The following is a 22,947-nucleotide window of genomic DNA, read 5'->3' as shown; positions in this document are numbered from 1 at the left end:
TTATATTTTAAAAATTATCTTTGCACACTGAAAAAAGGGTATAATCGATATGTTTCGATTGGTTCTGTTTCATAAACCTAAATAGCTATTTAATAAATACATAAGTGATGTCAAAAGTAATAGGAAAAGTTGCCCAAATCATTGGCCCAGTAGTTGACGTTGTTTTCAACGGTAAGGATGTTGAACTTCCAAAAATTTATGATTCATTAGAAATCACAAAAAAAGATGGTACACTATTAGTACTTGAAGTACAATCTCACATTGGTGAAAACACAGTACGTACCATTTCGATGGACTCAACAGATGGTTTGAGTAGAGGTTATGAAGTAGTTGGAACAGGGAATCCTATCCAAATGCCAATTGGTGCTGATGTTTACGGTCGTTTATTCAACGTGATTGGAGATGCCATTGATGGTTTAGGAAACTTGCCAAAAACAGGAGAAAACGGGATGTCTATTCACAGACAAGCACCGAAATTCGAAGATTTGTCAACTTCATCTGAAGTTTTATTCACAGGTATTAAAGTAATCGATTTAATTGAGCCTTACTCAAAAGGGGGTAAAATTGGATTGTTTGGTGGTGCTGGAGTTGGTAAAACAGTATTGATTCAGGAGTTAATTAACAATATCGCAAAAGGTCACGGTGGACTTTCTGTATTTGCAGGAGTAGGAGAAAGAACACGTGAAGGAAATGACTTACTTCGTGAGATGCTAGAGTCAGGAATTATAAAATACGGAGATGAATTCATGCACTCTATGGAAAATGGAGGGTGGGATTTATCTAAAGTGGATATGCCAGGAATGAGAGAGTCTAAAGCTACTTTCGTTTTCGGACAAATGAATGAGCCTCCAGGAGCTCGTGCTCGTGTAGCACTTTCTGGATTATCTATCGCTGAATATTTCCGTGATGGTGCAGGAACTGATCAAGGGAAAGATGTATTGTTCTTCGTGGATAATATCTTCCGTTTTACACAAGCAGGTTCTGAGGTTTCGGCACTTTTAGGCCGTATGCCATCTGCAGTGGGTTACCAACCAACATTGGCTACTGAAATGGGTGCGATGCAAGAGCGTATTACATCTACAAATAAAGGTTCTATTACATCAGTGCAAGCGGTTTACGTTCCTGCAGATGATTTAACGGATCCGGCTCCGGCTACAACTTTTGCTCACCTTGATGCAACAACAGTATTATCTCGTAAAATTGCTGAGCTAGGTATTTATCCAGCGGTTGATCCATTGGATTCAACTTCAAGAATCCTTACGCCTCAAATTTTAGGTGATGAGCATTATGACTGTGCACAAAGAGTAAAAGAAATTTTACAAAAATACAAACAATTACAAGATATCATTGCGATCCTTGGTATGGAAGAATTATCTGAAGAAGATAAATTAGCCGTTTCAAGAGCACGTCGTGTACAACGTTTCTTATCTCAACCTTTCCATGTTGCTGAGCAATTTACAGGATTAAAAGGAGTGTTAGTGGATATTAAAGATACTATCAAAGGATTTAACATGATTATCGACGGTGAATTAGATCACTTGCCAGAATCCGCTTTCAACCTTAAAGGTACTATTGAAGAAGCTATCGAAGCTGGAGAAAAAATGTTAGCGGAAGCATAAATTAGTGTTCAGTGTTCAGGCTCAGTATTCAGTACTGTGACTGTAAACTGAGACTGTAAACTAAAAAGTATGTTATTAGAAATAGTATCACCAGAAGCAAAATTATTTTCAGCAGAAGTAACTTCGGTTACATTGCCCGGAGTTGACGGAAGCTTTCAAATTTTGAATAACCACGCGCCAATCGTTTCTATTTTAGGAAAAGGTGTCGTGAAAATTACAGCTTCTACTTTTGCTTTTGCAAAAGAGGTAGTAGGTAAATTCACGAAGTTAGATGATCAAAATTATACGCTAACGATCACTTCAGGAACAATTGAAATGAAAGATAATAAAGTTATTATTTTAGTTGACTAAAATAATTTTGAGTTATAAATCAAAGCTTCACAATTTGTGGGGCTTTTTTTTTGGAGCTATGTCCAGCTGTCCACTATATCTTTTACAAAGCTTCCAGCCTTCAAAAGGCTGGAAGCTTTGTAAAAGGATGCCGTTTCCATCTGGGCTAAAAAGTCGAGAACAAGAGATTATTTATCCTTTGCAAACTCCATAATATCTCCGGGTTGACATTCCAGAATCTCACAAATCAGTTCTAGAGTCGAAAACCGAATCGCTTTTGCTTTTCCGGTTTTCAAAATAGACAGATTGGCTGTTGTGATTCCCATCCGTTCCGCCAGTTCATTGGAGCGCATTTTTCGTTTAGCGAGCATTACGTCTAAGTTGATGATTATAGACATGATTATATTGTTAAATTATTTTCAGTTTCTATGATATTTCCTTTTTTAATAACATCAGAAAAAGCTAATAACCCAATGCCAATTGCAAGTAGTAACAAATACATAATAATATCAGAAAGTATTTGGTCCTTTGGCTTCTGACTCATGCCCAACAGTCTAATTATGATCCCATAAACGCTTAAAAGCAACAAAAGGTAGCCACTTCTTTTAAATCTCTCTGAGCCTTTGAAATTAAAAAAGCCTTCTTTAATAAATCCTTGTAGCCCTTTTTGAATATTAAACAACGCTAATATTAATACAGCTATCCGTACTATCATTATATAAGGACTTAAATTTCCGAAAATAGATTCCTTGTACATTATAGTTATTTCTTCGCTAGACATGTTATACCGTAAGCACTCGTTTATTGGGATAGCTAAGATTAATAATCCTATGAAGATCTTTAAAACCCAATTTAAAATAATAATTTTTCTCATATTTTTTCTTGTAAATATATAAAAATTATTGACAAACAATAATTAAATGTTTAAAAACAATAAAATATAAAAAAAAAATTAATTACAGGTATTTTTTTTCTTTTTATTTTAAATCTGAATTAAAAACTGTTTTAGACAAAACTCATTTTTAATAGTTTTTTTTATAAAAAAGCCTAACAGGTTTCCAACATCTGTTAGGAGGTAGTTGATAAAATTAGATATTAAAACAAACCATTAAAACAAATCACCAACTTGATTATTTTTAGTTATTCGGCACCATCAATAAGAGCTCTTGCAACTGCAAAGCCACCCACTTTTTCGCCTAATTCAAGTCCTTTTTCACAATCGCTTCTATAATGAATGCATCCAAACATTCTGGAATCCGAAGCTTCTTTTGCCATAGCTACAAAACCTTGTGCTTTTGCAGGGATGAGATGTGATAAAACAACATAGGCCGCACCGCTGAAGGTAGAATGGCCGGATACATAAGCAGGGAAATTTGGAATCCCGGTTAATGTTTTTATAGACGGATCTATTTGGGAAGGTCGGGGGTTAAAGTACGTGTATTTTGCGTCCCAGCAGCAGATCGCCGCATCCATCATAGCAATATTTAGCAACGCTAGATTTCGTGCCCAGCGCACCTCACTATAATTGAGTGCTACAAATGACTCTGATGCAATTGCATTCCAGTGTCCGGGTGGCGTATAAGTTCCTACTCCATCAGCCCAAAAAGCAACAATTTCCATGTTTTTTCTAGTGGCATTTTTTCCATAGCTTTTTACTTCAGCTAATTCTTTTGCAAATTGTTCTGATTTTGTAGATGGTGGTGGAATCGGGCGGCTGGCCACAACCATTTCAGGAGTCATAAGAAATGATTTTACTTTTCCAAATAATGGTAGCATTGGAGGTCTTGCTGGTATATCTAATGATTTCCATGGAGTTTCTCCGGTTGCTGCCGTTTGAGTTTCCAGTTGTGTCCAAAGCGCTTGATTGCCAATAGCAGCTCCTGTTCCGTCAGCAGCTGCTCTTGCGATAAATTTGGTTGCTATTTTTCGCCCTAAAATAATTCCAGCATCCACATCACTGCGAACATTGGCACCACTAATGATTCGATACAATTTTTGTTCCTCTGCCTTTTCTTGTATGTAAGCGCTTTCTGTTGGGAATAATAATTTTAATAACTCAACCGTTACTCCTGCTAAAACAGCATCTTCAGAGGGATAGGAAGGCAAGTTGCTTTTTGGGATTAAAACCGGTAATGTAGCATCAACCGTAAAAGGTGCAGCTCTATTGTACAGTTTTTTATAATGCCAAGTTGCTATCATCGCATCGCATTGCGCCGCACTCACATAGGCATACGCTCTGGCTGCATAAGGCGGATTTGAGAATGGAAACTGCGGATTCGCAAACGGATTTGCTCCAGATGGTGCAGGGTAGGTTCCGTCTTCATTTTGATACGGCGGTCGATTGTGTCTTGCCACTAATGTTCGCATGATTTCATTCCAACGCAAAACTCCTCCGGCACTCCAGTATTTTATGATGTTTCTTTGGTCTTGCGTGATGTTTGCCTGATAGCTTTTTATCTCATTTATTTCTCTTGTAAAAGCCGCTGCAGTAGTTGCTATTGGTGCATCCAAAGAGAACTCATCCGGAGTAGTCAGTAAGAATGTTTTCCAGGTCCCTGCTAATTCGTCTGTATTGATAGGATTTAATTGAGGGAATTGCTCGTTGCGTTCTGTTAGCTCATCACTGCAAGATTGGTTCAATGTAAGAAACAGAACCAAAAGACTGTAATAGGCTATTTTTTGTGTTTTATTTTTCATTTTCTTGTGCTGTTTTTTTTAAATTAAGGATGTAAAATAAACCACCGTAGAAGGTGTTTGATTGGCCAATATTTCTACCTTCCGTAACAAAATTGCACCCCCCAATAAGAGATAATCCCGGAATTTTCTGGAGTGTGTATTTAGTATTCACGCCAATTTTTAAGGCATTCATAGTATTGCTCGGGAAAGGCATGTTGTTGGTAGTGATGTCAAATCCTCCGGATAGTGATGCCCAATTGTCCAGAATCGCTTCGGCTATTAATCTAGTGGAACGATAGCCAATTCTCAAGTTAACCGAAATAGCATCTGGCATGTCTACTTCATTGGTGTAATGTATTTCGGTTGTGTAATAGGAATTTCTATCAATAATTATATTGGCCCTTTTTACATACGCTCCCGAAATAGTGGTAAAAAAATGACCTCTTTGATAATCACCCATGATGCGTAAAGATGCTGTCTTGCTTTTTAGGCCAAGACTCAAGGGTAAATAATCAGCTGAATAATCAGAAACTGGAGCCGAAAGTCCTCCCAAAGCATATAACGAGTAGGTAGCTTTACCAATTGTTTTTTCAAATGGCATGTATTTTACTGTTAGTGAAATATCTTGTAATCCTTTTTGGCCTTCCATTGTTCCAGCACTTGCATGTGTATCCACGTAAGGAAGACTGAAAATAATATTCAATTTATCAGAAACACCATAGTTTCCCATTAGAGCAATTGATTTTGTTGAAACAGTACCCAGATTAAGATTTTCTCTTTTGAAAGTTCCTTCCCAATACTCGTTCCAGCTGCTGTACTGGTAAACGGCTCCAAAACAAAAATTATTTTTACTCATCATAATTCCGTCAATCTCGGTTTGGGCATTTATAAATAGAGGAACCAATAGCAGGCAGTTCAGATAAATTTTTTTCATTAAAAAATGGTTTTTGGTTAATGGTTTTAGCCTTTTTTAGAATGGATAATGGTATAAAATAGTACAACAACAACAACTTTTTACCTAAGAAGGTCTGAGTTAAAAAATAGTGATTGTTTGTCAAGTAATATCGCTGTAAAACAAGATTTGTTTTTGGCTTCAGCCAAAAAACCTCTTTGAATTTACAAGGCTAAATGCATTGATTAAGGGCGTTTTTCAAACAGAGAACTGTTCTATAAATCCATTTTAGTCATGGTCCTAAAGGCTAGTTATACAAAGTATACCAGAATAGCAATGCAAAATGGCCTATCAAATTATTCACAAAAGTGAATTTAGAAAACACAAAAACCTGTTTTGTATTTATAACGGGCACAATTTCTATCGAAAGGGTGTAATAAATGTACAGATGTAGCTAAAGCAATCATGAATTATCTTGACTTATAAAAACCGGATAAAAGCGAATGATTCTACTAAAATGAATGAAGATTTAAACGAAATCAGGTGGTGAATACGAAATGGAAGTGTACCCGGAATCTAACGCCTGGTTTGGCGTAATGATAGGTTCAGCAGAAAGCATCGCTGTTTTTGGATAAAAAGCTACGCAAACAGTATTATTTGAAATATAATCTTGAAGAAAAGACTTCATGAGTTTTTTAACCGGAGACTCTTTAGAGGAAGATCCATTAAATAATTGATTGTCAACAATATCTTTTAAATCCTGGTTTATTGCATCTTGATGTGCATTGCGCAGGTAATACAAACTTAGTATGTTATTTTGAATTCTTTTCTTGAAAATATGATACCTTTTATTGTTGATAACCACATCTTCATTGACGTACTCAAAATCAGTGTCTTCAATAAAAGAATATAAAGTTGCATTCAATTGGATTACTTCAAACTCTGTATCATGTCTTTTTTCCATAGTAGATACCCACGCTTGCTCTTCTTGATAAGCAAACATTAGATAGTATCCCATCACGTTGTAAAACAACGTTACTATTAAAAAAAGTGATGCAATTCGTTTCATATTTGCCGAAAGTAGAAAACTATTTCATAGGTTATTATCTTCAATATTAATTTTAAGTTTTTTTTAACACAATTTTATAAAAATATAAAACGAAACCGTTTTCGGAAAAATTTGTAGATTTTTTTTTAATAGTTGTTTTTTAATTGTTAATTTTTATAGAATTATTTTTTTTTGAATAATGAAACAAGATTCTGTATTAGAATTTCTATTTCAAAATTCATTAATTGGAAGAAATTAGTAAACAAAAATGGCGCAAAATCCATAAACCAAAAAAGATGCTTATTTTTGTGGACTATGAAACATTTCCCAGAAAATCTATCCGCTAAACTTGAAATTCGAAAGCAAAATAATGCGTTGCGAAAATTGCCTTTATCAAGTAAAAGAATTGATTTTTCTTCCAATGATTACTTGGGATTTTCACAATCAGAAATTATATTTAATCAGACGCACGAGTATTTAATTACGAATACTATCATTCAAAACGGGGCGACCGGTTCCCGATTATTATCCGGGAACCATAAGCTGTATCAAGAAACAGAAAACTGTATTGCCAGTTTCCACCAATCAGAAACAGCCTTGATTTTTAATTCGGGTTACAATGCCAATATTGGTTTTTTTAGTGCCGTTCCACAAAAAGGCGATTTGATTTTATACGATGAATTGTGTCATGCTTCTATTCGGGACGGAATCCAACTGTCGAAAGCCAAAGCCTATAAATTCAATCATAATGATTTTGAGGATTTAGAAAAATTGATTTTACGGAATCCAAACACTATTATTTATATCGTTACTGAATCTGTTTTTTCTATGGATGGTGATTGTCCCAATTTGGAAGAATTGGTTTTGGTTTCAACTAAATACAATTGTTATCTTGTTGTGGATGAGGCGCATGCTTTGGGCGTTTTTGGTGAAACAGGCGAGGGATTGGTTCAAATGCAGGGTCTACAAGAACATGTCTTTGCTCAAATTATGACTTTCGGGAAAGGACTGGGATGCCATGGAGCCGCGATTTTAGGCTCGGTTGAATTGAGGGATTATTTAGTAAATTTCTCCCGCAGTTTTATTTATACCACAGGGCTTTCGCCACATTCTGTTGCTGCGATTTTGGTTGCGTACCAGCATTTAGAAAAAGATTCGGCTTCAATTTTAAAATTAAGAGAAAACATTGTATTTTTCAATCAGCAGAAAAATTTATTGAGTTTAAAACCACTTTTCGTCCGAAGCAAATCGGCAATACAATCGGCCATTATTCCCGGAAATGAAAAAGTAAAAACCATCGCCAGTCAACTGCAGGAAAAAGGATTTGATGTGAAAGCTATACTTTCGCCAACGGTTCCCGAAGGGCAGGAACGCCTGCGTTTTTGCATTCATAGTTACAATTCGACGCAAGAAATTACGGAAGTGTTACATTTGTTGTGCACTTTTCTTTTTTAGCCAGCGGATGCTTCGGATTTCAAGGATTAAAACAGATTAGTGCATTAACGTACTTCTTGCTGTAATTATGGGTTTACTTTTGATTGCAGATTAATCCTGAATTCAAATAATCAAAAAAGCATAAAGAATACGGGTGAATTGTATTGTAAACTATCGATACTTTATTAGGAAAGAAGCGATTAGTATTTAAACCTAATATGGTTTGTAAATTAATTTTTTATTGTACGTATTTTAAGTGCTTAAATTGGTCCTTATTTAACGCATCGCCTATATTTTCTTTCTCATTCTCGCCACAGGAATATCAAGTTGTTCTCTGTATTTTGCAATCGTTCTTCTCGCGATGGGATAGCCTTTATCTTTAAGAATTTCAGCCAATTGATCGTCTGGAAGTGGTTTTTTCTTGTCCTCTTCCTCGATTGTATTTTGAAGAATTTTCTTTATTTCCAGTGTCGAAACATCCTCCCCTTGGTCGTTTTTCATCGATTCCGAGAAGAATTCCTTGATCAGTTTCGTGCCATAAGGCGTTTCCACATATTTGCTGTTGGCCACCCGTGAAATAGTCGAAATATCTAGACCCACCATGTCCGCAATGTCTTTTAGAATCATCGGTTTCAACTTGGTTTCATCACCATCCAGAAAAAACTCTTCCTGATAATGCGTAATCGCATTCATGGTTACAAAAAGGGTTTCCTGACGTTGGCGTATCGCATCGATAAACCATTTAGCTGAATCCAACTTTTGCTTTATAAACTGCACTGCATCTTTTTGTTGTGCCGATTTGTCTCTGGAATCCTTATACGTTTGCATCATTTCCTGATACTCTTTAGAAACGTGCAGAGAAGGAGCATTTCGACCGTTTAAAGTCAGTTCCAGTTCACCGTCTACAATTCTAATGGCAAAATCAGGAACTACGTTTTCTGTTATTTTATTGTTTCCGGTAAAGGATCCTCCTGGTTTTGGGTTCAGTTTTTCTATTTCGTGAATTGCTTTTTTAAGCTGCTCATTTGAAACATTGTATTTTTGTAACAGCTTGTCATAATGTTTTTTAGTGAAAGCATCAAACTGATTTTCGATAATGTCAGTGGCCAGTTCTACGGATTCTGTCGGTGTTTTATGTTTCAATTGTAACAACAAACATTCCTGTAGATCTTGTGCGCCTACGCCGGATGGTTCCAGTTCATGAATTACCTGCAGCATTTTTTCGACCATTTTCTCATCGGTATAAATGCCTTGCGTGAATGCCATGTCGTCTACCATATCAGCAACACTGCGGCGAATATATCCCATGTCATCAATACTTCCTACAAGGAATTCGGCAATATCACGCTCTTCATCATTCAGGATGAAGGTATTCAACTGATTGATTAAATCCTGATGAAAACTCACTGGCGCGGCAAAAGGCGTTTCGCGATCATCGTCATCATCACTATAATTGTTAGCCTGCGTTTTATAATCCGGAGTTTCGTCATTGCTTAAATATTCGTCAATGTTGATGTCTTCGGCGTCAATTCGCTCTGATTCCGCATCATCATAATCGTCATAATCTTCGTTTTCGAATTCATCCTTTTCATACTCATCTTCTTCTTTTCCAGTTTCCAAAGCTGGATTCTCGTTCATTTCTTCCAGTAAACGCTGTTCGAAAGCTTGCGTAGGCAATTGAATTAACTTCATCAACTGAATTTGTTGAGGAGATAATTTCTGTGATAATTTTAAATTTAAGAATTGCTTCAGCATTTTTATTGTTTAATCGGTTAACCGTTTATTTGTTGAATCGATTAACCGAATAACCGACTAACCGAATAAACTTTTTTAAAACTCCGCATTCATTGGCGTTCTTGGAAAAGGAATTACGTCACGAATGTTTGTCATTCCTGTTACAAACAATACCAATCTTTCGAATCCAAGTCCAAAACCAGAGTGAACCGCTGAACCAAATCTTCGGGTATCAAGATACCACCATAATTCTTCTTCATCAATTCCTAAGGCTTTCATTTTTTCAACTAAAACATCAAAACGCTCTTCTCTTTGAGAACCGCCCACGATTTCTCCAATCCCTGGGAAAAGAATATCCATCGCACGAACCGTTTTTCCGTCTTCGTTCAAACGCATGTAAAATGCTTTGATATTTGCCGGGTAATCAAACAAGATTACCGGACATTTAAAGTGTTTTTCCACCAAATAACGCTCGTGTTCTGATTGTAAATCAGCTCCCCATTCGTTGATGATATAGTTAAATTTTTTCTTTTTATTAGGCGTACAATCCCTTAAAATATCAATGGCTTCGGTGTACGAAACACGTTTGAAATTGTTTTCCAAAACAAAGTTTAGTTTGTCCAGCAAAGCCATTTCGCTTCTTTCCGCAACTGGTTTTGATTTCTCTTCATCCAATAATCTTCCTTCCAGGAATTTCAAATCCTCAGGACATTTTTCCAAAGTGTATTTGATTACATGCTGAATAAAATCTTCGGCCAAATCCATATTGTCGTTCAAATCATTGAACGCCACTTCGGGCTCAATCATCCAAAATTCTGCAAGGTGACGCGAAGTATTCGAGTTTTCGGCTCTAAATGTTGGTCCAAAAGTATAAATTTGACCCAAAGCCATGGCAAAAGTTTCTCCTTCCAGTTGTCCCGAAACCGTTAGGTTCGTTTCTTTCCCGAAGAAATCTTCTTTGTAATTCACTTTTCCGTCTTCGGTTCTTGGCGTTCCGTCAAATGGCAAGGCGGTAACTTTAAACATTTCACCGGCACCTTCGGCATCTGATCCGGTGATGATTGGTGTATTCACATACACAAAACCTTTCTCTTGAAAATAACTGTGAACTGCATACGACAATACCGAACGTACACGCATTATAGCTCCAAACATATTAGTACGCACTCTTAAATGCGCATTTTCCCGCAAGAAATCCAAGCTCGGTTTGTTCTTAGGTTGTATTGGGAATTTCTCCGCATCTGAATCTCCAAGGATTTCCAGTTTAGCTACCTGAATTTCAAATTTTTGTCCTGCACCTTTGCTTTCTACCAAAGTTCCGGTTACAGATATTGCTGCTCCAGTGGTAATTCTTTTCAAGGTTTCATCTGGAGTGTTTTCAAAATCGACAACACATTGTATATTATTGATAGTCGAACCATCGTTCAACGCGATAAATTGATTGTTTCTAAAAGTTCTCACCCATCCTTTTGCATTCACTTCATGAAGCGTCGTGGTACTGTTTAGTAAGTCTTTAACTTTTGTATGTCTCATTTTAGGGGTATAATTGATATTAAAAATTGTCTGTAACTGAACTGCAAATATAAATGATTTGTTTTAAAAGTCATTGCGAGGAGTGAAGCAATCTGGAGCTATTTCCCGCTTTCCGTTGCAATCTTTTTATTTTTAAAGAAAAAATAAAAAGGATTTACACTGCAATCAGGGCTAGGGAGTAGTGAAAGTACGGTTTTTGAAGATCTTCTTTGAGAATAAATAGGATTGTGATTGATAACTGAAATGCTTTAGTTTTTTGATCACATAAATGAGAATATTTTCTGGTAATTAATTCTTGGTATTTTGATAGGCACAATCTCGCCTCAAATACCAGCAGTACAAAACTTAAAATCATGCTCCTCAAAGTTGGAAACTTTGAGGAGCATGATTTATTGGTTTGAATCTAATTCCATCAGTAAAAAACTAAAAGTTACATCTTAAAAGTTAGAAACTTTGCGAAGCAGAAGAGCAGGAAAATTCAAAAATGGGAATGTAAGTTGAAAAATAAATTTTATGATTCTTAATTATTGTTAATTTTCTTTAGTAGATTCAGTTTACTATTGGCAATAGAATCAATTTTTGAAGTTGATTTAGTAATTAATGAGTCGAGTTTTTTTACTTTAGCTCCTTCTGTGTTGATTATAGAATCAAGGGAATTTACTTTCTTCAACTCTTTATTAACCAGTGAATCTAACTTTTCCGCCTTGGCATTCAACTGATTGATTTTTTCTTCAGCTTGTTTTGAAATATCACCGCAGGAAACAAGTACGCCGGTTAACGTAATTAAGAGAAAATTGCTGTATTTATGTTTTTTCATGACTGCATTGTATTAATTTAAATTAGTATCGATTGCCAGATAAACGGTATTCTTACGACACCTTTCTGGGAGTTAAAGTACGATATTACTTTGAATAATATAAAATAATATTCAAGTACAGTGTATATAAACTTTACTTATTTTTTTGCTCTAAATCATCAATCTCGGCATCACTTGGTTCGATGATGTCAATTTTGGGTTCGATAAAATCTTGTTCGTTGGCCAAAGTTTTATTCAAGGTCAAGACTAAAGCTGGCAACAACATCAAATTGGATAGCATTCCGAATAATAATGTTAGCGAAATCAATCCGCCAAGTGCTATTGTTCCGCCAAAACTGGACAACATAAACACCGAAAATCCAAAGAACAACACGATAGAAGTATAAAACATGCTCAGGCCGGCATCCGTAAATGTGGCGTAAACGGATTTGCGAATTTTCCAGTTATTTTTCTTTAATTCCTCGCGGTATTGCGACAGAAATCTTACGGTGTCATCCACCGAAAGACCAAACGCAATTCCGAAAACCAATATCGTCGACGGTTTCAGCGGAATGTCCAGAAAGCCCATGATTCCTGCGGTTAGCATTAACGGCAATAAATTAGGAATGATAGAAACCAACACCATTTTGAACGAACGGAACATAAAACCAATCAAAAGTGCGGTCAGGAAAAAGGCGAAAGCCAGCGACGAAAGTAAGTTGTCCAGTAGGTAACCGGTTCCTTTTTGGAAAACTAAAGCTTTTCCGGTGATGGTGACTTTATATTGATCTGGCGGGAAAATTTTATCAGCTTTCTTACGAATTTCAGCTTCAATTTTGGCAATATTATCGCCATTTTCATCGCGCATAAAAGTCGTGATTCGGGCAAATTGTCCAGTGGAATCTACATAGCTTTTCATCAGATTATCTTTCGAGTTTTTTGTAGCATTTTTAGCATACGACAAAATAAACGACTGTTCCTGTGACGTTGGCAATTCATAATAGTCTGGGTTTCCGTTATAATACGCTTGTTTGGAATATTTAATTAAATTGACAATAGAAATGGGTTTTGACAATTCCGGAATTTCATCAATGGTTTCCTCCAGTTCTTCCATTCGCCTAAGCGTAGACAATTTCATAACTCCTTTTTTGCGTTTGGTGTCAATCATGATTTCGAGGGGCATCACTCCATCAAATTCTTTTTCGAAGAAAACAATGTCTTCAAAAAAGGCTTCTTTTTTAGGCATGTCTTCAATTAAACTACCGGAAATGCGCATTTCGTAGATGCCTACAATGCTAATTACTAAAAGAATAACAGAAACGACATAAATTGAAAAGCGATTGTATTTTACGTTTCTCAGAATCCAATCCATAAAAACCTTCACATAATTGCGGTCTAGGTGTTCGATGTGGCGCTCTTTCGGAGCCGGAATATAACTGTGAAAAATAGGGATGACAATGATGCATAAAAAGAAAAGTGCCATAATATTGATAGAAGTCACGACGCCAAATTCCAGTAACAATTGATTATTAGAAGCCACAAACGTAGCAAAACCTATGGCCGTGGTGAGATTCGTCATCAAGGTTGCCATTCCTACTTTGGTAGTGACACGCTGTAATGCTTTGGCTTTATTGTGGTGAATTTTATATTCCTGATGGTATTTATTGGTCAGGAAAATACAATTCGGAATTCCGATTACGATGATTAATGACGGAACTAAAGCGGTCAAAACAGTGATTTCGTAGTTCAGTAATCCTAAAAATCCAAAAGACCACATTACCCCAATAATGACAATTACCATTGATATTAACGTCGCCCTAAAACTTCTAAAAAAGAAAAAGAAAAGCAGTGAAGTAACTAATAGTGAAGCTCCAATGAAGATACTTATTTCATCGGTGATGGTTTTTGCGTTTAGCGTCCGGATGTAAGGCATGCCTGAAACGCGCAGGTCGATTCCGGTTTCTTTTTCGAATGTTTCGACTGCGGGAACTAATTTATCCAGAATAAAATCTTTTCGGGCTGCTGTGTTTACAATTTTTTTATCCATGTATACGGCAGAGCGAATGCTTCCCGATCTTTTGTTGAAAAGTAATCCTTCGTAAAAAGGCAAATCATTGAATAGTTCTTTTTTGATCTTTTGAAGATATGCCGGATCAAGAGTTTTGCTTTGGTCCACAAAAGGAACGAGTTCAAAGGTTTGCAGCGAATCATTTTTTTGTAATTTCTTTAAGTCATTTAACGAAATTACTAAATCTACCGCTTTGTCTTCTTTCAGCGTATTCATCATTTTGCTCCAGGAAGCATAGGCTTTTGGGGTAAATATGGAGTTATCTTTTACACCGATGATGACTAGATTTCCCTCTTCGCCAAATTTATTTAGAAAAGCGTTGTACTCAATATTTACAATATTATCATCCGGTAATAAATTGGCTTCGGTAAAAGTGAAGTGGATATTTTTCCATTGTAGTGCTAAAAGAGCTGTTATCACAACAATAATGGATAACATCAAAATTCTATTTCTGAGGACAATTCGCGCTATTAATTCCCAAAATCCTAAACTAAACCACTTAATCATAAGTCAATATTAAAGGCGGTAAAGGTAGTCAAAACCACTATAAATCATTTCTTTTAAAAGAAACTTTTTGTTGTTTTACCGGGCTAATTATACCCTTTTTTTATTTTACAATAAAATAATTTTGTGGCATATAAATTATACATTTGAATTTCTCATCTTTGTTTCTTTAAAGTTGGGAAAGTCCATATAAAAACAAATATGAAGAATTATAAAAACACACTATTTTATTTAAGTGTTACTGGCGGTTTTATAGCACTAATGTATTGGATTATAACTAAAGGGAAGCATTTAGAAGTTGCAGAAACGATAGTGACACCAGAAAGTGGAAACGGTTCCTGGAGTGATTTTTTAGCGTCGATTCGGCATAACTTCCAAGATCCTTTGGCTATCCTTTTGGCGCAAATTATTACGATTATTCTAGTTGCTCGTGTTTTTGGCTGGATTTTCAAGAAAATTGGTCAGCCTTCAGTAATTGGGGAAATTATTGCGGGTATTGTTCTAGGACCATCCTTACTGGGATTGTATTTTCCGGAATTTTCAATTGCTTTATTTCCTGTTGAATCGTTAGGAAACTTAAAGTTTTTGAGTCAGATAGGACTGATTCTTTTTATGTTCGTGATAGGGATGGAACTCGATTTAAAAGTACTGAAGAACAAAGCAAATGAAGCCGTGGTAATCAGTCATGCGAGCATCGTCATTCCCTTTACTCTCGGGATTGGTCTGGCTTATTTTGTGTACAATCGATTTGCTCCTGAAGGAGTTAAGTTCCTTTCTTTCAGTTTGTTTATGGGAATTGCGTTGAGTATCACTGCTTTTCCGGTTCTGGCCAGAATCGTTCAGGAACGAGGAATTCATAAAACAAAGTTAGGCGCTATTGTTATTACATGTGCTGCTGCTGATGATATTACGGCTTGGTGTATTCTGGCAGTGGTCATTGCGATCGTGAAAGCAGGAACGTTCGTGAGTTCCTTATACATTATTATGTTGGCGGTACTTTATGTTGTGGCTATGATTTTTATTGTAAAACCATTTCTAAAAAGAATTGGGGATTTATATGGTTCTAAAGACAGTATTATAAAACCAGTTGTGGCGATCTTTTTTCTGGTACTTATTATTTCCTCGTATGCTACTGAGGTTATCGGTATTCATGCTTTATTTGGAGCGTTTATGGCGGGAGCCATTATGCCAGATGTTCCAAAATTCAGGACCATATTTATAGAAAAAGTAGAGGATGTGGCGTTGATTCTTTTACTGCCTTTATTTTTTGTATTCACAGGTTTGAAAACTGAAATTGGGCTGATCAATGATCCGTATTTGTGGAAAGTGACCGGTTTTATTATTCTGGTAGCCGTAGTAGGCAAATTTTTGGGGAGTGCATTGGCCGCCAGATTTATAGGGCAAAGTTGGCGGGATAGTTTGACAATTGGCGCTTTGATGAATACCAGAGGTTTGATGGAATTGATTGTGTTAAACATCGGGTTGGAGCTTAAAGTGTTGACTCCTGAAGTCTTTACCATGATGGTCATTATGGCTTTGGTCACGACTTTTATGACCGGTCCGGCCTTAGATCTCATCAATTATATTTTTAAAACCAAAGATGGGGTTGAGATTTTGGAACCATCAAATGATAACAAATACCGAATTTTAATTTCATTTGGAAACAATGAAAAAGGAAAATCGTTGCTTCGATTGGCCAATAGTTTGATAAAAAAACAGAAAAACACTTCCAGTGTTACCGTCATGCATTTGTCTTTAAGTGATGAGGTACATACTTTTAACATGGAAGACAAAGAAAAAAATAGTTTTTATCCTATTGTTGAAGAATCCCATCTCCTGAAACAGGACATCACCACGATTTTTAAAGCAACGATGGATATTGAAACTGAAATTGCCGATGTAGCCAATCAAGGCGACTATGATTTGTTATTGATAGGTCTAGGGAAATCTATTTTTGAAGGGACTATTCTTGGAAAAGTAATTGGCTTTACCACACGGATCATCAATCCGGATCGTTTGATTGATAAGTTTACCGGCAAAGAAGGCTTGTTTGAAAACTCGCCCTTTGATGAAAGAACCAGACAGATTATTTCTAAAACCAAGATGCCAATAGGGATTTTGATCGATAAAGATTTACAGCACGTAAACCATATTTTTATTCCAATTTTTAGCCCTGAAGACTCTTTTTTGATTGATTATGTGCAAAAATTAATTTACAACAACAATTCTAAAATTATTCTTTTGGATGTAAATGGGCATCTTACGACTAATTTTGTCATGAAGAGCGCTATTGATTCTTTGGAGCAAAAATACCCAAATAACATTGGTTTGATAACCGATAAAATCATTAAAAAGGAATTTTTAGATCAGCAGGATTTAATGGTAGTCAGTCTTGAAAGTTGGAAAGACTTGGTGGACTCCAGAAGCACTTGGCTGAGCGGAGTTCCTTCGGTATTAATTTTAAAACAATAATATGAACTGGATTTTATTAATTTTAGGAGGTCTTTTTGAAGTGGGTTTTGCCACTTGCTTGGGCAAAGCCAAGGAAAGTTCCGGAATGACAGCTACATTCTGGTTGTGCGGATTCTTGATTTGTCTGGCAATAAGCATGGGATTACTTTACAAAGCCACACTCACTTTGCCTATAGGCACCGCATACGCGGTTTGGACTGGAATAGGAGCAGTGGGAACCGTATTGGTTGGAATTTTTGTCTTTAAAGAACCAGCTGATTTTTGGCGAATATTTTTCATCACCACTTTGATCAGTTCTATTATAGGATTAAAATTTGTGTCGAGTCATTAAAGGCCTATATTGAGGACGAAGCTTATTTTGACAGCAATATTATCTTGAAATTTACTCAACTGATTGGGTCCATACCGGTAAAACCCACCTAATCCAAGTCCTTTGTAAATTTGATTCAGTTCGATTCCCGATTCGAAATACCCTTTGTTCAGTGTCTTATAATCCAATCCGATGTGCTGCTCCGGGTTTTGTAAATTACCCCAAGCCATGCGGGATACAATGACTAAAGACGGTTTTATTTTTTTGAATAATGTGACACGGCTAAACCCGTGCTTGAATTGAAAATAGGCATATTGACTAGAGAAAAACTCATTGAAAAACATGGTTTCAAAACTGTTTTTGCCTGAAAAAGTGATCCTTTGAATGATAGTTTCTTTGGTAATATTATTAGGCGAGGTGTTGTACAAATGAGTTAAGGGTATTGCGCCAAAAGAATATCCTACCTCGAAAAGTAAGCTTGTTTTTTGACCGTTTAAATATTTTTTTTCATACTCTGTTTTAAAATCTATTTTGCTAAACTCAAAATCATTTTGCCAGATTTTGGGGAGGGATTGGGTGTATTGAAACGTAAATTTCGGAAAACGTTTTTCAACCTCAATTCGTCCCGTAGGCGTTTGCATATAATCACTAAATGGATTCCAGCGCAAAGAAACCATCGCAGTAGTCATCACGTAATTAGGATATAATTTTCCGTTTAAATTGAAAATATAATTGAATTGTGGCTCCACAGCCGTTCTAGAGAGTTCCCATAAACTTTCGGTTTTTGGAATGATTTTAGTCTCTATAAATGTTTTCCAAGTTACATAATTATAAAAAGTACTGATGTTTATTGGTCTGGGATCATAAATTTTAAAAGGCTTTTTGTCAATTGCAAATACGGTACTGGCAATTTCTCGAAGATCATCCGTATAGGAAACTCCTATCCAGGAATTAGTAAATTTCCCTACACGTGCTGCTATTCCTAAGTTATACTTAAAATCATTATCTTTTGTTCCGTAAGCGGTGTATCCTTCGACTCTGAAATTTTTTGAAAATCGTTCGTTTGTAGTGCCCCCAATTCCCAATCTAAATCCTTCGTAGTTATTATAGCTAAACAATTTTCGTAAGTCTAAATCGAATTTTCCTATAGGTAAATACCCGTTGATAATTTTCCTGCCAAAACGGAGGCGGCTTTCAATTCTTTTTTTGATCGAAATACTGTCGAGTGCTAGATAGGTCTTTTTGCTTCGGCTGTCTAAGCTGTCTTTTCTGTAAGTGTCCCAAAAAGCTTCTGGTTTATTAATCGCATCGTCTTTGATTTCGATAGTGACGGCTGATTTTTTTATTTGGATTGGAATGTTATATTGGATTTCAAAATTGTTGGTTTGCGACAATAAATAGGTGAAATCCGAGGCTGTTTTTTTTCGTTCTTTAAAATCGTTTTCTACATCACCATCAAATTGAATCGTTCCGCCAAGGATTTTTATATCGTCATCATTTTTGCCCTTTACAATTTTAAAGGTTTTGTCCGTTGGAAACCATAATTTTTCACTGGGAATGTACTTAAAGTTATGAATTCCACTAATGTCAAGAACGCCTTTTATGCGCATTACTGCTTTGGCGACAGCAAAATTATTTTGGTCAATATAAAGTACGCCTTCCAGTCCTGACGCTCTTCTTTTTTTCTTGTTCTTGAAGTAAATCATGTAGGTGTTTCTGCCGTCAATGATCAGGGAATCCAAGAGTTTGTAGTTGTAATCTTTTAGGGCATCATTAGCAATGGGACTGTTGTACTTGGTCTCAAAAAGTTCGTAACCGGAATCGTAAATAGAGAAGGACTGCAAATTAAATGCAATGATTTCATAAACAGGTTGCTTGAAACCCGCCATTTTGGTGCCTAATATAGTTTCTTTTAATGTGTTATTCGCAAATTGATATTGTGATACTTTTTCAGTCTGAAACAGATGTTGCTGGCGTACGATATCTTTAAACTTATACTCAGAGGAGTCAATTTTTGAAAACTGATCGCCCCTTGATTTTTGAACAAAAACAGAATCGATTCTCCCATTAATGGAGTCTGGATTTGCGCTTACAATGAGTTTTTTGTAGGATTTAAACTCGAAACTTTGGAGTTTTTTTTGGGGGTTATTATTGTCTTTATTTATGATTGCCTTTCTGATAATTGCCAAAGCCGGGTTTTCGCCTGGAACCACCACTTCATTCAAATCATCTGTTTTTTGAGACAGCATGACCACATAATAATTTTTGTTTTTCTCGATGGCAATCCGGGCTTTGGTGAAACCAATATATGAAACATCAAAGGCTGTAAATGGAATTGGAGTAACGATACTAAACTTCCCATCGACATCAGAGATGGAGTTTATACCGTCAGTTGTAGTAATCGTGGCAAAAGGCAATGGTTTATTGGTTGTAGACTCTTTCACAATTCCATTGACTTGAAACTGCGCCTGTAGCGAAAGCGTTAAAAAAAAGAAGAACACACACAATTGCTTCATAAATAGGGTTTACTGCAAAACGGGTATAATCTCATTTTGGTATCGCAAAAGTAACAATAAAAAAATCCGTTCCCCTAAGCGAACGGATTTTTAATAGGATTTGAAAAGGAATTACACTTTCATGATTTCAGCTTCTTTAACCACTAAAAGTTCATCTATTTTGCGGATATAACTATTGGTTAAGTTTTGAACTTCTTCTTCGGCACTTTTGCAAATGTCTTCTGATGTTCCGTCTTTTTCTAATTTTTTGATCTCAGTGTTAGCATCTTTTCTGGCATTTCTGATACCCACTTTAGCGTCTTCGGCTTCAACTTTGGCTTGTTTGGCAAGATCACGTCTTCTTTCCTCAGTTAGTGCAGGAACACTGATGATAATTACATCACCGTTATTCATTGGGTTAAAACCAATGTTGGCCACCATAATTGCTTTTTCAATCACGTGCAGCATGTTTTTTTCAAAAGGTTGTAACGTAATTGTTCTGGCATCAGGCACACTGATTTTTGATACCTGCGAAAGCGGTGTTGCCGATCCGTAATAATCAACAAAAACACTTCCCAGCATGGCAGGAGATGCTTTTCCGGCACGAATATTCAAAAATTCTTTTTCTAAATGTGCAATAGAACCGGTCATGGATTCCTTGGTGCTATCTAATATAAATTCAATTTCTTCAGTCATTTTTTTAGGTTTTGGGTTTTGGGTTTTAGAAATTTGGAGCAATCCAAAAGCTATAACCAGGAACCATTAACTATATATTTACTACGGTTCCTATGTTTTCTCCTTCGCAGATTTTCAATAAATTGCCTACTTTATTCATATCAAAAACCACGATTGGTAATTTATTTTCCTGGCTTAATGTAAAAGCGGTTGTGTCCATTACGTTCAATCCTTTTTTGAGGACATCTTCAAAGGAAATAAAATCGAATTTCACGGCAGATGGATTTTTTTCCGGATCACAATCATACACACCATCCACGCGAGTTCCTTTTAGAATCACATTAGCATTGATCTCAATACCCCGTAAAACGGCTGCGGTATCTGTTGTGAAATAAGGATTTCCGGTTCCGGCTCCAAAAATTACAATTCTTCCTTTCTCCAGGTGGCGGTCTGCTCTTCTTTTGATATAAGGTTCCGCAATGGATTCCATTTTTAACGCCGTTTGCAAACGGGTTTTCATTCCTTTTTCTTCCAGTGCACCCTGTAAGGCCATTCCGTTGATCACAGTGGCCAGCATTCCCATGTAATCTCCTTGGACTCTGTCCATTCCTGCGCTGGCTCCGGCAACTCCTCTAAAAATATTTCCACCACCTATTACAATCGCTATTTCTACTCCTTTATCATGAATTAGTTTAATTTCGTCAGCGTATTCAGCTAGTCTTTTTGGGTCAATTCCGTATTGCAAGTCGCCCATTAAAGCTTCTCCACTTAGTTTAAGAAGAATTCTTTTGTATTTCATGTGTGTGTTGAGTTGATTGGTGCAAATATAGACATATTCTGTTTTCTAAAAAATGCGTTATTTAAATTTTATAAATTTAGTTTTTCGTACGATTTTTTTGCGGCTTCATAGCCAATGTTAAATACGGCATCCATTTTAATTCGGTTGGTTTCAAACGTACTGTACAGGCATAAATCCTTTGGTTCTATGATCCAGTCGCAGATGTTAAATTTATGCATATTAGAATTTGCCGAAAGAATATCAAAAGCCCGAGTCGTTACCGCTTTGATCGTATTCAAATCTTTGGCGTCTATTTTTTGAATGGGACTCACGTAAACACCAATCAGGGTATCGCATTGTCCTTGCAGGATATCTGTTGGAAAATGATTTAGGATCCCTCCGTCACTATAAATGCTTCCTTTTATTTCATAAGGGGACAAAATACCCGGAAACGCCGAGGAAGCTAAAACAGCATCTGTAATTTTTGTTTCGGGGGCAAATATTTTTAGTTTTCCTCGAACCATATCGGTAGCTGTAATTTGAATTGGAATTTTTAAATCGCCCAAAACGGCCTCTCCAAAAATAGTATGAAAATAACTTTTGAAGGATTCTGAATCAATCAACCCCGCCTTTTTAAAGGTCAAATGTTTCCAATGAAAAAGATAGATCGACTTGAAAAACTCCAGAATTTCCTCCGGTGTCTTTCCCCAGGCATACATTGCACCAACAATAGCACCTGCGCTCGTACCCGCTATCTGAGACGGGCGTATGTTTTTTTCTTCTAAAAATTTGATCACGCCAGCATGAGCAATACCCTTAGAACCGCCTCCGGAGAGAACTAATCCTATCGATTTTGTTTTTAAATCCATCTTTGTAATTTAGGATAAAAATACACTTTTTGTAGAATTGAAACTGATATAAGTCATCTTTATAGGCCAATTTTATGCTAACTTTGTGTAAACAACTTACGTATTATGAAAATTCCTGTAGCTAAAGCATTATTTAACAGTCATTCCTATACCGAATACAGAAAACTTATTTCAGATTTAATATTGGAAGGAAAATCCACAGGAAAGGAACAATCCGAAAATTTGACGCAGTATAGCACCCTGAATGAAACCCGTATGCATCGTTTGGACAAAACCATTACAATTACGGAAGAAAATCAGATTAAGTTAAAGAATCTAAAAAGTGAATACATTTGGGTAGTAATTTCAGAAGGTTGGTGCGGAGATGCTGCTCAGTTGTTGCCAATCATGAATACAATGGCAGTGCAATCTGGCAAAATTGACTTGAGAATTGTGCTGCGTGATGAAAATGAAGAATTAATGAACTTATATTTGACGAACAAAAAAAAATCAATTCCTATATTGATCGTTGTCGCTAAAACAACAGGCGCTATACTCGGTAGTTGGGGACCAAGACCTAAAGCTGCTGCTGATTTGGTTGCGGATTATAAAAAAGAATTTGGCGTTATTGACGAAACTTTAAAAACCAACTTACAACTCTGGTATTTGCACGATAAAGGGATAACAACCCAAAAGGAGTTGATTGGTTTAATGGTTAATTTAGAGGTGTAATTT

At 36.2% G+C, this 22,947-nt stretch carries 19 protein-coding genes; 6 read left to right on the top strand and 13 right to left on the bottom strand.

Features of this window, described 5'->3' with window-relative positions; translation table 11 throughout:
- The first annotated feature begins 107 nt into the window (after nucleotides 1-107).
- Together atpD and EKL99_RS11505 are read left to right on the top strand one after the other, a co-directional pair.
- On the top strand, nucleotides 108-1,619 hold the full coding sequence (atpD, locus tag EKL99_RS11510; RefSeq protein WP_073204939.1) for a F0F1 ATP synthase subunit beta: 1,512 nt from the start codon (nucleotides 108-110) through the stop codon (nucleotides 1,617-1,619).
- 69 nt (nucleotides 1,620-1,688) lie between these two features.
- Nucleotides 1,689-1,970 carry a F0F1 ATP synthase subunit epsilon gene (locus tag EKL99_RS11505; protein WP_126457953.1) on the top strand — a complete coding sequence of 94 codons (282 nt, stop codon included), beginning with the start codon at nucleotides 1,689-1,691 and terminating at the stop codon, nucleotides 1,968-1,970.
- Between the two features lie 167 nt (nucleotides 1,971-2,137).
- Here the strand turns inward: EKL99_RS11505 and EKL99_RS11500 are convergent, their stop codons facing one another.
- The 5 genes from EKL99_RS11500 to EKL99_RS11480 all read right to left on the bottom strand — a co-directional run bounded on the left by EKL99_RS11500 (nucleotide 2,138) and on the right by EKL99_RS11480 (nucleotide 6,586).
- Entirely contained in the window at nucleotides 2,138-2,347 is a 210-nt protein-coding gene (locus tag EKL99_RS11500; RefSeq protein WP_126552982.1) for a helix-turn-helix transcriptional regulator, read from the bottom strand.
- Between the two features lie 2 nt (nucleotides 2,348-2,349).
- Nucleotides 2,350-2,730 (bottom strand): hypothetical protein, encoded by a 381-nt coding sequence (locus EKL99_RS11495; protein ID WP_126576986.1) that lies wholly within the window; start codon nucleotides 2,728-2,730, stop codon nucleotides 2,350-2,352.
- A gap of 359 nt (nucleotides 2,731-3,089) precedes the next feature.
- Complete coding sequence (locus EKL99_RS11490; protein ID WP_126576985.1) at nucleotides 3,090-4,646, bottom strand: phosphatase PAP2 family protein; 1,557 nt, start codon at nucleotides 4,644-4,646, stop codon at nucleotides 3,090-3,092.
- A complete protein-coding gene (locus EKL99_RS11485) occupies nucleotides 4,636-5,559 on the bottom strand; it encodes a hypothetical protein (protein ID WP_126567887.1) in 924 nt (307 codons plus the stop codon). Before EKL99_RS11485 ends, EKL99_RS11490 begins: the two co-directional genes overlap by 11 nt.
- A 487-nt stretch (nucleotides 5,560-6,046) precedes the next feature.
- Nucleotides 6,047-6,586: a hypothetical protein gene (locus EKL99_RS11480; protein WP_126567889.1), complete on the bottom strand. Its 540-nt coding sequence runs from the start codon at nucleotides 6,584-6,586 to the stop codon at nucleotides 6,047-6,049.
- A gap of 294 nt (nucleotides 6,587-6,880) precedes the next feature.
- On the opposite strand from EKL99_RS11480, the gene EKL99_RS11475 reads away from it, so the two are divergent.
- Nucleotides 6,881-8,020: an 8-amino-7-oxononanoate synthase gene (locus EKL99_RS11475; protein WP_126576984.1), complete on the top strand. Its 1,140-nt coding sequence runs from the start codon at nucleotides 6,881-6,883 to the stop codon at nucleotides 8,018-8,020.
- A gap of 267 nt (nucleotides 8,021-8,287) precedes the next feature.
- On the opposite strand, the gene rpoN is transcribed toward EKL99_RS11475, so the two are convergent.
- From rpoN to EKL99_RS11455, 4 genes are all read right to left on the bottom strand, one after another.
- Nucleotides 8,288-9,754 (bottom strand): RNA polymerase factor sigma-54, encoded by a 1,467-nt coding sequence (gene rpoN / locus EKL99_RS11470; protein ID WP_126561306.1) that lies wholly within the window; start codon nucleotides 9,752-9,754, stop codon nucleotides 8,288-8,290.
- A 75-nt stretch (nucleotides 9,755-9,829) separates the two neighbouring features.
- A complete protein-coding gene (asnS, locus tag EKL99_RS11465; RefSeq protein WP_126457974.1) occupies nucleotides 9,830-11,266 on the bottom strand; it encodes an asparagine--tRNA ligase in 1,437 nt (478 codons plus the stop codon).
- 520 nt (nucleotides 11,267-11,786) lie between these two features.
- Nucleotides 11,787-12,083 carry a hypothetical protein gene (locus EKL99_RS11460; protein WP_126576983.1) on the bottom strand — a complete coding sequence of 99 codons (297 nt, stop codon included), beginning with the start codon at nucleotides 12,081-12,083 and terminating at the stop codon, nucleotides 11,787-11,789.
- A 133-nt stretch (nucleotides 12,084-12,216) separates the two neighbouring features.
- Nucleotides 12,217-14,637, bottom strand: coding sequence for an RND family transporter (locus EKL99_RS11455; protein WP_126561305.1), 2,421 nt, complete (start codon nucleotides 14,635-14,637; stop codon nucleotides 12,217-12,219).
- Nucleotides 14,638-14,835: 198 nt separating this feature from the next.
- Here EKL99_RS11455 and EKL99_RS11450 point away from each other — a divergent pair, with 198 nt between their 5' ends.
- Nucleotides 14,836-17,106: a cation:proton antiporter gene (locus tag EKL99_RS11450; protein ID WP_126552992.1), complete on the top strand. Its 2,271-nt coding sequence runs from the start codon at nucleotides 14,836-14,838 to the stop codon at nucleotides 17,104-17,106.
- A gap of 1 nt (nucleotide 17,107) precedes the next feature.
- Nucleotides 17,108-17,437, top strand: coding sequence for a multidrug efflux SMR transporter (locus EKL99_RS11445; protein WP_126451953.1), 330 nt, complete (start codon nucleotides 17,108-17,110; stop codon nucleotides 17,435-17,437).
- Here the strand turns inward: EKL99_RS11445 and EKL99_RS11440 are convergent.
- From EKL99_RS11440 to EKL99_RS11425, 4 genes are all read right to left on the bottom strand, one after another.
- The gene (locus EKL99_RS11440) at nucleotides 17,434-19,932 is read right to left on the bottom strand and encodes a DUF5686 family protein (RefSeq protein WP_126576982.1); all 2,499 of its coding nucleotides are present in this window, start codon (nucleotides 19,930-19,932) and stop codon (nucleotides 17,434-17,436) included. The genes EKL99_RS11445 and EKL99_RS11440 overlap by 4 nt on opposite strands.
- A 111-nt stretch (nucleotides 19,933-20,043) precedes the next feature.
- Nucleotides 20,044-20,607: a ribosome recycling factor gene (frr, locus tag EKL99_RS11435; protein WP_126552995.1), complete on the bottom strand. Its 564-nt coding sequence runs from the start codon at nucleotides 20,605-20,607 to the stop codon at nucleotides 20,044-20,046.
- Nucleotides 20,608-20,677: 70 nt separating this feature from the next.
- A complete protein-coding gene (pyrH, locus tag EKL99_RS11430) occupies nucleotides 20,678-21,385 on the bottom strand; it encodes a UMP kinase (RefSeq protein ID WP_126458007.1) in 708 nt (235 codons plus the stop codon).
- 68 nt (nucleotides 21,386-21,453) lie between these two features.
- Nucleotides 21,454-22,233, bottom strand: coding sequence for a patatin-like phospholipase family protein (locus EKL99_RS11425; protein ID WP_126451957.1), 780 nt, complete (start codon nucleotides 22,231-22,233; stop codon nucleotides 21,454-21,456).
- 105 nt (nucleotides 22,234-22,338) lie between these two features.
- Here EKL99_RS11425 and EKL99_RS11420 point away from each other — a divergent pair, with 105 nt between their 5' ends.
- Nucleotides 22,339-22,944, top strand: a complete 606-nt coding sequence (locus EKL99_RS11420) for a thioredoxin family protein (RefSeq protein WP_126552997.1) — start codon at nucleotides 22,339-22,341, stop codon at nucleotides 22,942-22,944.
- The last annotated feature ends 3 nt before the right edge of the window (nucleotides 22,945-22,947 follow it).

Source organism: Flavobacterium sp. ZB4P23 (assembly GCF_003970375.1).
Classification (GTDB): Bacteria; Bacteroidota; Bacteroidia; order Flavobacteriales; family Flavobacteriaceae; genus Flavobacterium.
This window is presented reverse-complemented; position numbering and strand designations above follow the sequence as displayed.

Bases quoted from the DNA above. Each gene is read 5' to 3' on its own strand.
- atpD (WP_073204939.1), top strand. From the start codon at position 108: ATGTCAAAAGTAATAGGAAAAGTTGCCCAAATCATTGGCCCAGTAGTT.
- EKL99_RS11505 (WP_126457953.1), top strand. From the start codon at position 1,689: ATGTTATTAGAAATAGTATCACCAGAAGCAAAATTATTTTCAGCAGAA.
- EKL99_RS11500 (WP_126552982.1), bottom strand. From the start codon at position 2,347: ATGTCTATAATCATCAACTTAGACGTAATGCTCGCTAAACGAAAAATG.
- EKL99_RS11495 (WP_126576986.1), bottom strand. From the start codon at position 2,730: ATGTCTAGCGAAGAAATAACTATAATGTACAAGGAATCTATTTTCGGA.
- EKL99_RS11490 (WP_126576985.1), bottom strand. From the start codon at position 4,646: ATGAAAAATAAAACACAAAAAATAGCCTATTACAGTCTTTTGGTTCTG.
- EKL99_RS11485 (WP_126567887.1), bottom strand. From the start codon at position 5,559: ATGAAAAAAATTTATCTGAACTGCCTGCTATTGGTTCCTCTATTTATA.
- EKL99_RS11480 (WP_126567889.1), bottom strand. From the start codon at position 6,586: ATGAAACGAATTGCATCACTTTTTTTAATAGTAACGTTGTTTTACAAC.
- EKL99_RS11475 (WP_126576984.1), top strand. From the start codon at position 6,881: ATGAAACATTTCCCAGAAAATCTATCCGCTAAACTTGAAATTCGAAAG.
- rpoN (WP_126561306.1), bottom strand. From the start codon at position 9,754: ATGCTGAAGCAATTCTTAAATTTAAAATTATCACAGAAATTATCTCCT.
- asnS (WP_126457974.1), bottom strand. From the start codon at position 11,266: ATGAGACATACAAAAGTTAAAGACTTACTAAACAGTACCACGACGCTT.
- EKL99_RS11460 (WP_126576983.1), bottom strand. From the start codon at position 12,083: ATGAAAAAACATAAATACAGCAATTTTCTCTTAATTACGTTAACCGGC.
- EKL99_RS11455 (WP_126561305.1), bottom strand. From the start codon at position 14,637: ATGATTAAGTGGTTTAGTTTAGGATTTTGGGAATTAATAGCGCGAATT.
- EKL99_RS11450 (WP_126552992.1), top strand. From the start codon at position 14,836: ATGAAGAATTATAAAAACACACTATTTTATTTAAGTGTTACTGGCGGT.
- EKL99_RS11445 (WP_126451953.1), top strand. From the start codon at position 17,108: ATGAACTGGATTTTATTAATTTTAGGAGGTCTTTTTGAAGTGGGTTTT.
- EKL99_RS11440 (WP_126576982.1), bottom strand. From the start codon at position 19,932: ATGAAGCAATTGTGTGTGTTCTTCTTTTTTTTAACGCTTTCGCTACAG.
- frr (WP_126552995.1), bottom strand. From the start codon at position 20,607: ATGACTGAAGAAATTGAATTTATATTAGATAGCACCAAGGAATCCATG.
- pyrH (WP_126458007.1), bottom strand. From the start codon at position 21,385: ATGAAATACAAAAGAATTCTTCTTAAACTAAGTGGAGAAGCTTTAATG.
- EKL99_RS11425 (WP_126451957.1), bottom strand. From the start codon at position 22,233: ATGGATTTAAAAACAAAATCGATAGGATTAGTTCTCTCCGGAGGCGGT.
- EKL99_RS11420 (WP_126552997.1), top strand. From the start codon at position 22,339: ATGAAAATTCCTGTAGCTAAAGCATTATTTAACAGTCATTCCTATACC.